Source organism: Blautia sp. DFI.6.71, assembly GCF_020593585.1.
Lineage (GTDB): Bacteria > Bacillota > Clostridia > Lachnospirales > Lachnospiraceae > Blautia_A > Blautia_A wexlerae.
Genome location: NZ_JAJDMJ010000071.1, coordinates 1 through 14191 on the forward strand (window position 1 = coordinate 1; position 14191 = coordinate 14191).

Genomic DNA, 14191 nt, shown 5'->3' on the forward strand with positions numbered 1-14191 from the left:
GTCCGGGCAAAAAGAATCGCGGGGCACGCGAGGATAGCTTGTAGATACTTGGCTCGGTAGAGTCATTGAGCAAGAAGCCCCCACTTCAAAATCTGGGATTTAAGTGGGGGGAGCATGTCACTTGGAAGTTTTGGAATTAAAAACTGTATGAAAATGTGCTATGATAAAATTGATAAATTAGGATTTAGAGGATGTGAATGAGCAGCATGAAGAAAACAAAAGAAGGAATTAATTTGAAAAAACTCCTTAGGCTGAAGAATACAGGCAGTATCTTTGTGATTGCGGGGCTTTTGATGATTTTTGTAATAGCGTCGTACACATATATTCTGCAAAGTTCTTACACTAAGACCGCCCTTGAAACAGAAATCACACGTGACACAGCGAGTGCAGATGCAGTACACAAACTTGTGAATGGAAGAATCGGCAAAGAAGATTTTGATCAAATCAAAGATCAATCTGATGAAAAGAAGCAATTATATAAGGATATTTCTTCATATTTCAATGAAATCAGAACACTGAATTCTACTCGATATATTTACACCGCTAAAAAAAATGAAGAAGGAAAACTCGTTTATGTGGTAGACGGTTTGGATCCGGATGCGGATGATGTAAGACGCCCTGGAGATTATATTGAGGAAGAAATGGTTCCGTATATTGATAGAGCTATTTCTGGGGAGAATGTGTACTCTCAGGATATCATTGATACAACATGGGGCCCGATTTTTACGGCTTGCTATCCTGTAAGCGCAAACTATGATGGGACAGGAGAAATCATTGGCGCATTTTGCATTGAAATGGATATGCAATCAGCTTATGGAATGGTTGAAAAGACGAATCATATTTCCATCATCTGCGGTTTAGTCGCAGGAGCTGTATTGCTTTTAATTTGTCTATATACCTATTATGTTTACCAGAAAAGCAAGGCAGAAGAGCAAAAACAAAAACAATTATTAATGACCGCCGCTGAGGAAGCAGATGCTGCCAACAAAGCAAAATCTGCGTTTTTGCTTAGTATTAGCCATGACATCAGAACGCCGATGAATGCCATTATTGGATTTACAAACATTGCGCTTCACCAGAACACGGTTTCAGATATTCATGATAGCTTGGAGAAAGTTCAAAAAAGTTCGAATCATCTTCTCTCTTTGTTGAATGACGTTCTGGATTTTACTCGCATTGAAAGTGGAAAAGTTACTATTTCGCCCGAGCCAATGGACATTACTCAATTGACAGATAACGTCCAGGCGATTATGAATGGACTTCTTTATAATCGAGATCTTAAGTTTGAAGTACATCGAGAAATCTCAAAGAACCCATATGTCCTTGCGGATGTTGTGCGTATCCGAGAAGTTTTGGTGAATCTTCTGGGCAATGCTGTGAAATTCACAAAGGACGGCGGAAAGATTACTTTGGATATCAGCAGTTACCCAGGATCGGATGAGAAACATATCATAACTCGTTATGTTGTTCGAGATAACGGTATTGGTATGAGCGAAGAGTTCCAGAAAAAATTATTCGATCCGTTTTCACAAGAAGATGATGCTAATGCCAGAACCCAATATAAGGGAACCGGTCTTGGTATGGCCATCACAAAAAAATATGTGGATATGATGGGCGGTTCGATTGCTGTTGAGAGCAAAAAAGGTGTAGGTTCTACATTCACAGTGGAGATCCCACTGGAGTTGCCAGAACAGGTTATTCAATCAGAACAAAAACAACATCTACATAGAGATTTGACGGGTATTCATGTTCTTATGGCTGAGGATAATGATTTAAATGCTGAACTTGCTACGATAATGCTGGAAGATGCTGGTATGACCGTAACACGCGCATCAGACGGAAAAGAAGTTGTGAATTTGTTTAAAAATCATCCACGAGGCACATACGATTTTATTTTGATGGATATTATGATGCCAAACATGGATGGACACCAAGCAGCAAAAGCCATCCGAGCCTTGGGTATAGAGCGGTCCGATGCAGTTACGATTCCAATTGTAGCTTTGTCTGCAAATGCTTTTATAGATGATATTCAGGAATCCCTGGATTCAGGCATGAATGACCATATTTCCAAGCCGATTAATATGGAGGAATTAATCGATACTATCACTAAATACATTAAACACGATTAGGAAAACAAAGAAGTTAATTCTGATGAAAAGTTTGCACTGGTCTTGCACTGACTTTTCTTTTTTGATGTGATATTATTATAATCGCCAGAAAAGCGATGAGGGTCTACGGAGTTTTCCGTAGGCTCTTTTTTCTTGGCCGGATGCGTCTTTCATCCTTTCACGCATCCGTACATTCTGCCAATCGCTATCAGATTGCCCATCTGCTGGAACACGGTCATGCCAAGCGAGGCGGTGGTCGGGTTGCCGCAAGGCCACAAATCGCCGCTGCCGAAGAAAAAGGCATCCGTGATCTGGAAGATAGGATTAAGGAGGGACTGTCTGGATGAGTCATGAAGAAGTAGTAGCAACCGTCAATCCATGAACGCTTGGAAATCAATAAGAGAATTATCCAGGAAAAGCAGGGAAAAGATAAGCCGGAGAGAGGCGCCGATTTGGGTGTAAGATAAACAATAACAAATCAAACAACCTAGAAGAAAACTTAATTTTGGTTGAAACTATTCCGATAAAAGAATATACTTATCATAGGCTTGTTGTATCGTTTGGAGGAAAATTATGGATTATATAACAACGATCGAAATGTCAAAAATATGGGGAATTTCATCTAGAAGAATTTCTCTTTTATGTAGCCAGGGAAGAGTGCCTGGAGCAGAGAAAAAGGGAAAGACTTGGCTAATACCAAAAGATGCGGTAAAGCCAACAGATCCTCGAAAGAAAAATAGATGACGTATTGGAGGTTATAATGCTTATGGGAAGACCAGAACATTGGTATATTTTAAGGATAAAATTTGTGAAATAAAGAATAAGCTTGTGAAGGCTATTTTTATTATATAACAGTAATTATGCTGATATTGGATCCAATATATTTGTGTTTACTCAGTGGAGCATTTGGTGGTGGAGATGTAAACGGAATCCTTTATTTAATGCCACAGGCATGGATATGGACAATTTTCGCCTTCATATTACTTTTTAACATATGGATTCTATTAAAAAAGGTAAATCCAACGTATACTGCGTCATTTAAGGAAAGATGAAACAAAAGGAGAAGATATGGAATCAGATATCATTAAAATCAGTCATCTGAATAAAAGCTTTAGCGAAGTAAAAGCGGTAAATGATTTGAGCTTTCGTGTGAAAAAAGGAGAATTGTTTGCGTTTCTTGGAGTAAACGGTGCAGGGAAAAGTACAACCATTTCCATTCTCTGCGGATTGCAGAAAAAAGATAGCGGAACGGTTCAGGTAAACGGAATAGAAACTGACAAAGCCGGCGCACAGACAAAAAGAATGCTTGGTGTTGTGTTTCAGGATAGCGTACTTGATAAACCGCTTACGGTGAAAGAAAACCTAAAGAGCAGAGCTGCTCTATACGGCATTACAGGAAATGCCTTTGATAAGAGATTACAGGAGCTGGTCGAGATTCTGGATTTTGACGAGTTTTTAAACAGACCTGTAGGTAAGCTGTCGGGAGGTCAGAGAAGAAGAATTGATATTGCCCGTGCATTATTGCACAGACCGGAGATTTTGATTCTTGACGAGCCTACTACAGGGCTTGATCCGCAGACAAGGCAGTTAATCTGGAATGTTATCGAGAAGCTTCAGAAAACAGAAAATATGACAGTATTTTTGACTACACATTATATGGAAGAGGCTACCAATGCTGGTTATGTTGTGATTCTTGACAAAGGAAGTGTTGCAGCAGAAGGTACACCGTTTGAACTTAAAAATGATTATGTACAGGATATAGTGTCTGTTTATGGTGTTTCTGAGGATGAAATAAAGATATTGAACAGAGAATATAAAAAAATACGTGACGGATATCAGATAAAAGTAAAAAATACGAAAGAAGCTACTGAGCTTATTGTAGAGCATCAGGATCTATTTACGGATTATGAAGTAGTAAAAGGCGGTATGGATGATGTATTTCTTGCAGTCACAGGAAAGAAGCTTGGAGGTGAACGCTGATGAGAACAGTATTGGCATTAATGGACAGGAACAGGAAACTGTTTTTTAAAGATAAAGGTATGTTGTTTACATCAATGATCACACCAGTTATTCTGATTGTTCTGTATGCTACATTTCTTGCAAAGGTTTTCAAAGATTCTTTTACAGCAGCAATTCCGGATATGATTACAATTTCGGATAAGCTTATTAATGGAACCGTGGCAGCACAACTGACAGCATCACTTATGGCAGTGAGCTGTATCACTGTAACATTTTGTGTGAATCTGACTATGGTGCAGGACAAGGCAAATGGAACAAGGAAGGATTTTAATGTTGCACCGGTCAGCAAGGAAAAAATTTATTTGGGATATTTTCTGTCAACAGTAGCTAATTCATTGATGGTCAATGGACTTGCGTTTGTATTATGCCTGGGATATTTACTTAAAATGGGATGGTATATGAATACAGCAGACATATTATGGGTTTTATTTGATATGATATTGCTCGTCCTATTTGGAAGTACGCTTTCAAGTATCATTAGCTTTCCGTTGACAACACAGGGACAGCTTTCGGCTGTAGGTACAATTGTCAGCGCAGGATATGGTTTTATATGTGGTGCTTATATGCCGATTTCAAATTTTGGACCAGGTCTTCAGAAGGCACTGTCTTATCTTCCGAGTACATATGCCACTTCATTGATTAAGAATCATATGCTTCACGGAGTTTTCAGAGAGATGGAGAGAAAAAATTATCCGGATGAAATGGTTGAAGCGATAAGAGACACGCTTGATTGCAATCCGGTATTTCATGGAAATGTGGTGAGTATAAATCAGATGATTGGCATTATGATGGGAAGTATAGCTGTATTTGGAATTATTTACTATGTGGTTACATTGTTGTTAGCGGGTGAAGGCAGACGATAGGAAATATTGTTTTTAGCGGGTGAAAGTTCTAGGGATATGGAACGATCTGAGTACAAATGAGCAGGAAACAGTAATGTCAATGCTGCGTGGTCTTCGGAAGTAGAAGAACAGTTCGAGTATATGTATCGGCTGTTCTTTTTTTATTTTTTGGCGTTAAAACGGTAATGTTTTTCTTGTGTACAGTAGAGTGCTATAGTATAATAAAACGAGTTTTTTTGCATAAGTATTAAAGCTATAATATGGAAATCGGCAAACCAGATGAAAGTCTGGGACGCAAAGCTACAGGGCCTGTAAAATGGCAGCCAGTTGCATGAAATGAGGTGCACTGTCTGTTTGGCAGTGCTTTTTTATGATAGAGCACTTGAATAAGTAATACAGAAGCTGTTTGGAAAAATATTGTGAAAAATAGCGGGGAGGTTATTGATAATTAATGAATGTAAAATTAAAATCTGGAAGCAAGCAACTGTAGCCTAGAGGATGGGAGAAAAGATGAAGAAGTGCAAATTAGTACAAAATATAATGAATTTCAAATTTTGTTGCATTATATTTTGCACAATTATATGTTTTATTGTTTTATCCGTTCCTGCATCTGCCAAAGAAAACTCTGACAATGTTATCCGGGTAGGATCTTTTGAGGAAACTTATAATGTAGTCAATGAAAAGGGAGAAAGAAGCGGCTATGGTTATGAGTATCTTCAAGATATTGCAGGTTATGCAGGATGGACATATAAATACATAACAAGTGATTGGAAAAACTGCTTTACACAGTTGGAAAATGGAGAGATTGATATTCTTGGTGGCATTTCCTATACAGACGAACGTGCTGAAAATATGCTTTTTTCCGATATGTCTATGGGGGAAGAGAAATATTACATCTATACGGATGCATCCAATATGGATCTTACAGCAGGAAATTTGGATTCTTTTGAGGGAAAAAATATTGGTGTGTCTAAAGATAATATAGTGGAGGATGTGCTTAATGAATGGGAATCAAAATATGGTCTGCATACGAAGCATATCAATGTTTCTACAACCACAGAAATTATGGACAAACTGTCGAAACATGAAATTGACTGCTTCGTTTCGGTAGAAGAATCCCGTTGGGAAGAATCGGATATTTCACCGCTTACAAGTATTGGAGAGACAGAAATCTATTTCGCTATAAATCCAGAACGTCCGGATATCAAAGAAGCACTGGATAGTGCTATGCGCAGAATCAAGGATGACAACCCATTTTACACAGATGATCTCTACAGGCGTTATCTTTCTGCACAGAGCAGCTCGTTTCTTTCAAAAGAAGAAAGGGAGTGGGTTGGACGGCATGGTGCACTCAGGATTGGGTATCTGAATCAGGATGGAGGTATCAGCAGTGTAGATCCATCAACAGGTAAACTGACAGGTGTTATCACAGATTATGTGGATCTTGCAGAAAATTGTCTGCAAGGTCAGACTCTGGAATTTGAATTAAATGGATATGATACAAGAAGTGAACTGCTTCAGGCATTGCAGGATGGAAAAATAGACCTGATTTTTCATGCAAACCAGAATCCATACTTTGCAGAAACAAATGGATTTGCTTTGTCGGATACGCTATTGACTCTCAATATGGCAGCAATTACGGCAAAGGATTCTTTTGATGAAAATAAAGAGAATATAGTTGCCGTTGAAAAAGATAATTTTGCATTGAAAGCATATCTTTCATACAATTATCCGCAATGGGAGGTTGTGGAATATGAGACATCAGATGCAGCAGTAAAAGCAATGCAGAAAGGGGAGACGGATTGTATTGTAAGCAATTCAGGTACTGTTTCAGACTATTTGAAAAATAATAAGCTTCATAGTGTTTTCCTGACAAAAGAAGCTGATGTTTCATTTGCTGTTCAGCAGGGAGAACCGGTTCTTTTGTCCATTCTGAATAAAACACTGACATCTATGCCTATAACTCAATTTTCAGGTGCAGTAGTCTCGTATAATGCTTCCTCACGAAAAGTTACAGCGAAGGATTTTATTCAGGACAATTTACTGACAGTATCACTTATCGCTGGAATTTCTTTTTTCGTTGTTCTGTGTATAATTCTTGATTCTTTGAAAAAATCAAAACGTGCGGAAGAAAAATCCAAGAAGTCTGCTGAGCAGGCATTGAAGCTGAATCAGGAGCTTGAAGAAAAACAGCAGGAATTACAAAATGCACTTGTAGAAGCACAGAGTGCCAATAAGGCTAAGACTTCCTTTTTAAATAACATGTCTCATGACATCAGGACACCGATCAATGGCATTATGGGCATGCTTACAATTCTTGAAAAAAGCGGAAATGATGGTGAACGGGCAAAAGATTGTCTGAATAAAATAAATGAGTCTTCGAAACTGCTATTATCATTGGTAAATGATGTTTTGGATATGGCAAAGTTAGAATCGGATACCGTGGTTTTTAGTGATGAATCCATCAATCTGGATCAGGTATGTCAGGAAATCACGGAGTCACTATCTTTTCAGGCAGAAGAAAAAGGACTTCATGTTATAGGAGAACATGATGATTACAGTGGTATATATGTTTGGAGCAATGCAGTTCATCTGAAAAAAATATTGATGAATCTGTTTACAAACAGCATGAAGTACAATAAGGTGAATGGTTTTATTTACATGAGTATGAGAACGATTGAAAGATCAGAAGATCACATGACATGTGAATTTAAAATAAAAGATAATGGAATTGGAATGTCAGAAGAATTTATAAAAAATGAATTGTTTACTCCATTCGTACAGGCAGATAATTCCCCACGTTCTGATTATAATGGGACAGGTCTGGGAATGCCTATTGTGAAACAACTTGTAGAAAAGATGGGCGGAACCATAACAGTTGAGACGGTTGTTCTTTTGTCCCAACAAAAACCAGATGACACGATAGAGATCGACTTAGACCTGGACGAGCTGGATGCTACCAGTGCCGAGTTGAAAGCAACCTATCAGGAAATCAAAGATTATGTGCTGAAAGAATTTGGCTTGAAGGTTTCAAATTTATATATTTCTCAGGTAAAACGCAAATGTGGAATTGAAGTGGGAGAAAACTATAATCTTCCAAAATCAGAAAATGCAAGAGTTCCACAATGCCCGAAAGAGAAGGAAGAAGCTATCAAGGCTGCCCTGAAATATTTTGCGATGATCTAAGGACATCGCTGATTTCAAGGAGGAATAACACATGAAAAGCACATTTGAAAAAATGGGTGGAACCTACACACTTGGCGCAGACGGAATTTACTATCCGAATCTTGTCAGTACAGATGAAGAACCGCATTATGGGAAATATGGAATGATGCGGAAAACATATCTGAAAGAGCATCGTCCGGCAATGTATTCACTGTATATGCTGGAAGACAGACTGACAGAACATCTGAATACTGTGGACGATGAAGCACAGGAGAGAATGGATATTCTGGTGAGTCAGATGATGGAGAAGCAGGGCATTACGGAAGAATTGAAAGCTCGTGATCAGATGGAATGGGTCAGAGCGGTAAATAATATCCGGAATGCAGCAGAAGAGATTGTGTTGAAAGAATTAGTGTATATTTAAAGCGTGGAAAGCTCCTTCGGGAGCTTTTTACCGTTTCTACAAACAATTTTTTCATGTGCCGGGAGGCAATCTATTTACATGGAACAGATGCAGAGCGAGAAAATATTGGAAGGTTATGATTCTTGATCAGCTTTTTTTGCTCTTTTGAAGATAGTAAAAAAACAAGTGATATGGTAAAATAATACTGTTAGATTGAACAGGCAGAAACGAGGAAAGTTGATGAATTAAGAAATGTAATTGCAAATCAATTTGCCTGCGAATATAAGGCTTATGGCTTTGGGGAAATCTGTAATGCATTCATTGATGATTTGATTAGATTAATGGAAAATAGTATTAAAAATGAACAAGGCAATTTTTAGTTGACACAAGGAGAACGGAAAAATATGAAAAAATATTACGCAGAAAGACATGGTTTACTTACAAAGCAACTACAGATAGATTTTGATGAATTATTACAGTATTTCAGACAGGTATATAAATATTTTTGCGATAAAGAGTATTTTGAAGTGGCTACAAGAGGAGTGTGGAGGCAAATTCCCTATACGCAGGATTCGGAGCAGATTTTACCACCAAGTTTGTTGCCATCACCGGAAGTGTATTTTGCAACATGCTTACAGGATAAAGAGGTTTGGCCAATTTGGCAATATCTTGAAGAATATGATGAGCAGACATTGTTTTCAGTGATTGAGATTTTATACGACCATATTGGTGTTTATAACTATGAAACAGATCAGTTTGAAAATGAAGCACAAAAGGAAGAATTTGCTGAACAAATTAATAATATCTTACGTGCATATAAAGAGGGATATTATCTTGAACCGACAAATGGATTTATAATGCAAATACCTAACGGTGCGTTGCGTGAACAGTTAGAATATGACGGTTCTGATTTACCCGATTCAGTATATGAGCAATTAGCAACAGCTACAGAAATGTATTATCGTTTTGATGCCAATTTGGAACAGAAAAAGAAAGCTATTAATATTCTTGCCGATATTTTGGAAAGTGAACGTGAAGAAGTAAAAGATACTTTAAATGCTGAGTATGAAGTTCCTAAAAATGAACATGATAAGTTGATTTTTGGTATAGTTAATGGTTATAATATTCGCCATAATCGTGCAGATCAAAAGGACGATTACAGCAAAGAAATATGGTATGATTGGATGATGCAATATTATACAAGCGTAATAATAGCATTTTACAAGTTGCAAAATAAGCATACCGATATTGATTTTTAAATGGTGAGTTAAATGATATCTCCTTAAGTGGAGTATAAATCTTTTCTCAAAATGTGATGGTTTCGCTATTTAGCATAAAAAGCAACTTAGAAGTTACAGAATTAAGTTAATTGTGCCATATGGCTTGATTATAAAAGCAAAGATAAAAACGCAACGTACATCTTTGATGTGCCAGAGCCGGTAGGTAGCCCGGCCGTCCTATGTAAATAGGGTAAGTAACCTGCCCCTCCGGGTTGTCCATTCTTTGTTCAATCAATTTTAGGAGGGATTCTTATGGACAAAGTAAATGGAAAGCTGACAGTATTTTTTGAAGAGCCGTTTTGGGTGGGTATATTTGAACGCATCGAAGATGGTAAACTATCTGTGGCAAAGGTAACATTTGGTGCAGAACCAAAAGATTATGAAGTACAGGAATATATTCAAAAGTGCTATTTCAGTTTGAAATTTAGTCCGGTTGTTGAAACTGTTGTAAAGGATATCAAAAAAAATCCGAAACGGATGCAGCGGGAAGCAAAAAAGCAGATGCTGGAAATAGGCATTGGTACAAAATCGCAACAGGCGTTGAAATTACAGCAGGAACAGAACAAGCAGGAACGCAAAGAGAAAAGCCGGAAGAAAAAAGAGGCGGAAGAACAGCGAATGTTTGAACTGAAACAACGAAAGAAAAGAGAAAAGCATAAGGGACATTAAGGTCCCTTCAGGCTGTAGACAAAACCTTGCAAAAGCAGGGTTTTGTCTACAGTTTGGGTGTATGGAAGTTAAATCCATATGCTTTTTTTAAAGAACTCATTTTTGAACAAAAGATTTGTAAAAACATATTATCTTCTATTCAAAGACGGTTACAATTCCATATCATAGGACTTTTTCTTAGCTCTTGCAGGCTGATTTCGCCGCATTTCCTGTTCTCGCTGATATTTAAGTTCCCATGCACGATGGGAGAAAACATCAGGATCTTCCACATTAAGATAATCCACCTCATTGGCGGCAATATCACGGCGGTGATAGTCATAATACTTACCAAAAGTACCTTTGAGCTGCTCGATCAGCTTATCCCGGAAAGCAGGACGTATCTGGATTCTGGTGTCCAGCAATTCTGTATACTGTTCAGGTTCAGGACGAAATTTTTCTTCCCGGAAAGCGGCGGCATCTTTTTCAAGCTGTTTTTTGAGCGAGATGTCCTGAGAATCCAGGATATCAAGATTGTTATTCATCTGGTCGTATTTCTTGGATAGATTCGTCATATCTTTATCGGTAGAGCATTCTGCCTGGAAGATTAGCTGCTCTTTCCTTGATTTCAGTTCTTCGATTTCTTCGGTAATAGTGATAAGCTGCTGATTCAATTTTATATGCTGGATGGGATTCAAAATACTGGTTTTCTCTTTTTTCACATTCAGTTCTTTCCGTTCTGTAACTTTAGTTTTGAGTTTCTTTTTAACGGTGTTGTATTTATTCAGTATTGGATTAAAATGATTCATCCAGTCATGGATCACTTCTTTTTGCATCTCATTGTGGAGCAGATGATATTGTGTAAAAATCATGTGATTTCGGATTGCTTCCAATGTTTCTGCAATTATTGGAATAGACTTTTCTACAGCTTCAGCCAGTTTTGCTACTTTTGCTTTTAATTCTCGGAGCATTTTGTTATCCGCACGAATCTGACGGTTGATTTCACAGCGGTCTGCTATCATGCCTTTCTTTTCCATATTTTGGGCAATGTAGCCTTCATGGATGGTTGGCTGTTCGGTGATTCCCTGATTTGCAAAGCTGCGGTGATCAATGGTGGCATTTATCTGATTACGTGCAAGCATTTTATTTACGGCATCTGCCCAGTTTGCTCTCCAGATATGGAGTTGTTCATCACTGTTCCATTGTTCGGAAATAGGATTCTGTCTGCCATATCGGCTACTCTTGGGGTGTTTATCAATCCGTTCATATCCTTTTTCCTGTGCAACAGAGGAAGTCAGATATTCTTTCTTTTTTCCTATTTTATAGCGATATTGCTTTTCCCATCCCTGTTTCTGAGCAGTTTTAAATTCAGAAGCAGTAAATCCTTTTTCTTCCCCATCTTTGATACAGAGATATTCTTTTTCGGTTTTATACTGCCATGTTCCATTTTCATTTAGTGGTCGGACAGTAAGAAGAATGTGTGCGTGGGGATTGTGACCATCTGTATCGTGAATGGCAAAATCGGCACACATCCCCATATCTACAAAATTCTTTTTAATAAAATCCTGAAGAAGAGAAATATTGCTGTCTTTATCCAACTCAACAGGGAGTGCGACAACAAATTCTCTTGCCAGTCGGCTGTCTTTGGTCTTTTCGGTTTCTTCCACAGCGTTCCAGAGTTGTTCCCGGTCAATCCATTTGGATGGAGCAATTGGAGGAAGCATCACTTCCTGATAGATTAGCCCATGCTTTCTGGTATAGTCATGCTGGATACCATCATAATCATTGTACATCCGGCTACAACTCATATAAGCAGAAGCAGCAACAGCAGACCGACCGGAACCACGGCTGACGACTTTGGCTTGCATATGATAAATTGCCATATCTGGCACCTCCTTTCGATGTTGCCTGCAACAGCGGATAAAGCCCTCGGCAGAGCGCACGAGCCCCGAAGGGGATACCACTGCCTGATTTATCAGGTGGTGAGTAAGTGCGCCCTTCGGGAGTAGAACTTGTGTGTTTATAGTCCTCTTAGCCGAATTATAAGTTCCCGTTTTAGGGTATCTAAATCCATTTCTTTAATATGTGGAGCAATGCTTTCAAGAATCGCCCCTTCTTGAATCAATCTGCGTGTTCTGGCATTACGTTCCTTTTTACGGTTTCTTGCTTCGATTTCTTCCAGTCTGTGTTTTGCCTGTAAAAGCACTTTTTCTTCTGGTGTCATAATTCTTTTATTTGCCATATCTGGCACCTCCTTTTTATGCCCGTATCCGGGCACTTTAGTTTTAAAATCTTGTGGTTTGGTACTATAGTTTTAGATAACTGACAGTGGCAGGTCTCCGGTGATAAATAAGAAAAGAAAGTAGTACTACTGTCAGTGAAAAATAGTTATTGTGCGCTACTGTTTTGTTTCAACTCTGGTTTGAAGTGTGGTTATCCAACAGGATTTTTTTCGCTTCTTTTAAATTAGCTGTTGCATTGTCCTGACGGATATTCCGGTTATTGATACGGATGGGAACACATCTCTCCAAAATACGGTCATAAATTCGTTTGTGTGCGATATCAGCGGCGTTATTCAGCTCTGATAAAGTGAGATTGGTCGTTATGATCAGGGGTTTTTTACTGCGGTAACGACTGTCAATCACATTGAATACCTGTTCCAGTGCAAAGTCAGAGTTTCGCTCAATTCCGAGGTCGTCAATAATCAGAAGACTGTAGCGGTTTAAGCTGTTGATGAACTGGTTTCTGTCTTCAAAATGCATTCCGGTAAGGGTATTCAGAATCCGGGAAAAGTTGGTCATCAGTACCGGGACGCCTTTTTCCAGAAGGGCATTGGCAATGCAGCCTGCAAAGAAAGATTTTCCAGTACCGACATCGCCCCAGATGAGAAGTCCGGAAGCGTTTGCTTTCATCTCTTCCCAGTTACTTACATAATTGTGTGCAAGTTTCATTTCCGGATTGCTGCCGTTATCTTTGGCAAAGGTGTAGTCATAAAGTGATTTGTCCTGTAAGCCGCTGGTTTTGAGATGCTCTATTTCCATTTGCTTTTCATGAAGTTTTCTCTGGGCTTCCTCCTGTTCAAAGATCTCCTGCTGGCACTTACAGCGGATGGAAGGAATAAGAACCTTTCCTTGTAATTCATGTCTGCACTGCCTTGGCGTCTTGCATTTGGAACAGTAAATCAGGTGGTTTGTTTCGTTAAAATATTCATCAGACTGAAGTTCTCTGCTTGGTGTTATGGATGTTGGTTTTTCTGTAAATTTTGTCATAATGTCTCGTATTCCTCACTTTCATAATTTCGTTGCCGGGAAGTGGGATGATCCTGTCTTGCCCAGTTGATGATGGTAGCTGCATGGTTTTGGTATTGCTTTCCGGTAGAAGCCATATAACCGGATAAGCGTTCCATATAATCCTGCCAGTCAGGTATTGTCTGCCGGATATCTTCCAGCTCCTTCTCTGACAGAAAAACATTCTGAAATTTTCCATAGGGTGAGCGTGACTCTTTGCTCCCTCTTATTGTTAGATTCTTTTTATTTCTCTCTTTCTTATTACCAGACAGTTTTCTGTCTGTATCAGGGAAAGAATCCTGTCTGTCAATAGGAAAGTTTTCTGTCTGTCTTAGGGAAAGAAATCTGTCTGTATAGCTGATGGTTTCTTTCGGGATTTTTACATAAATCCGATTAGGGTGTCCGGGTCCCTGCCGTTTTCGGAAGATAAGCTCTTGTTTTT

At 38.7% G+C, this 14191-nt stretch carries 11 protein-coding genes, 2 pseudogenes and 1 riboswitch; of the genes and pseudogenes, 9 read left to right on the forward strand and 4 right to left on the reverse strand.

Translation table 11 applies throughout. The features are described from left to right. The first annotated feature begins 206 nt into the window (after positions 1 to 206). The 9 genes and pseudogenes from LJE12_RS18015 (at position 207) to LJE12_RS18060 (ending at position 10486) form a co-directional block, all read left to right on the forward strand. Positions 207 to 2129: an ATP-binding protein gene (locus tag LJE12_RS18015; RefSeq protein ID WP_081026448.1), complete on the forward strand. Its 1923-nt coding sequence runs from the start codon at positions 207 to 209 to the stop codon at positions 2127 to 2129. 164 nt (positions 2130 to 2293) lie between these two features. Further along, positions 2294 to 2455 (forward strand): annotated as a pseudogene (locus tag LJE12_RS20825) (HK97 gp10 family phage protein); the annotation flags it as partial. Positions 2456 to 2681: 226 nt separating this feature from the next. Beyond that, entirely contained in the window at positions 2682 to 2852 is a 171-nt protein-coding gene (locus LJE12_RS18025; protein WP_008371604.1) for a helix-turn-helix domain-containing protein, read from the forward strand. A gap of 324 nt (positions 2853 to 3176) precedes the next feature. Further along, complete coding sequence (locus tag LJE12_RS18030) at positions 3177 to 4088, forward strand: ABC transporter ATP-binding protein (RefSeq protein ID WP_055057975.1); 912 nt, start codon at positions 3177 to 3179, stop codon at positions 4086 to 4088. Continuing rightward, the gene (locus tag LJE12_RS18035; RefSeq protein WP_055057976.1) at positions 4088 to 4990 is read left to right on the forward strand and encodes an ABC transporter permease; all 903 of its coding nucleotides are present in this window, start codon (positions 4088 to 4090) and stop codon (positions 4988 to 4990) included. The genes LJE12_RS18030 and LJE12_RS18035 overlap by 1 nt, the downstream gene beginning before the upstream one ends. Before the next feature lie 238 nt (positions 4991 to 5228). Continuing rightward, a riboswitch (cyclic di-GMP riboswitch) is annotated at positions 5229 to 5304 on the forward strand. 175 nt (positions 5305 to 5479) lie between these two features. Beyond that, the gene (locus tag LJE12_RS18040) at positions 5480 to 8155 is read left to right on the forward strand and encodes a transporter substrate-binding domain-containing protein (RefSeq protein ID WP_331466210.1); all 2676 of its coding nucleotides are present in this window, start codon (positions 5480 to 5482) and stop codon (positions 8153 to 8155) included. A gap of 31 nt (positions 8156 to 8186) precedes the next feature. Next, positions 8187 to 8558: a TnpV protein gene (locus tag LJE12_RS18050; RefSeq protein ID WP_156734028.1), complete on the forward strand. Its 372-nt coding sequence runs from the start codon at positions 8187 to 8189 to the stop codon at positions 8556 to 8558. A 383-nt stretch (positions 8559 to 8941) separates the two neighbouring features. Next, positions 8942 to 9796: a hypothetical protein gene (locus LJE12_RS18055; protein WP_156734030.1), complete on the forward strand. Its 855-nt coding sequence runs from the start codon at positions 8942 to 8944 to the stop codon at positions 9794 to 9796. Positions 9797 to 10069: 273 nt separating this feature from the next. Then, a complete protein-coding gene (locus LJE12_RS18060) occupies positions 10070 to 10486 on the forward strand; it encodes a YjdF family protein (protein WP_156734032.1) in 417 nt (138 codons plus the stop codon). Between the two features lie 149 nt (positions 10487 to 10635). Here the strand turns inward: LJE12_RS18060 and mobQ are convergent, their stop codons facing one another. The 4 genes and pseudogenes from mobQ to LJE12_RS18080 all read right to left on the reverse strand — a co-directional run. Then, on the reverse strand, positions 10636 to 12345 hold the full coding sequence (gene mobQ, locus LJE12_RS18065; RefSeq protein ID WP_227292321.1) for a MobQ family relaxase: 1710 nt from the start codon (positions 12343 to 12345) through the stop codon (positions 10636 to 10638). Positions 12346 to 12482: 137 nt separating this feature from the next. Next, entirely contained in the window at positions 12483 to 12704 is a 222-nt protein-coding gene (locus tag LJE12_RS18070; protein WP_227080756.1) for a DUF3847 domain-containing protein, read from the reverse strand. Positions 12705 to 12873: 169 nt separating this feature from the next. After that, a complete protein-coding gene (locus LJE12_RS18075; RefSeq protein WP_227292322.1) occupies positions 12874 to 13731 on the reverse strand; it encodes an ATP-binding protein in 858 nt (285 codons plus the stop codon). After that, positions 13728 to 14191, reverse strand: a pseudogene (locus LJE12_RS18080) (replication initiator protein A); the annotation flags it as partial. The gene LJE12_RS18075 and the pseudogene LJE12_RS18080, both read right to left, overlap by 4 nt.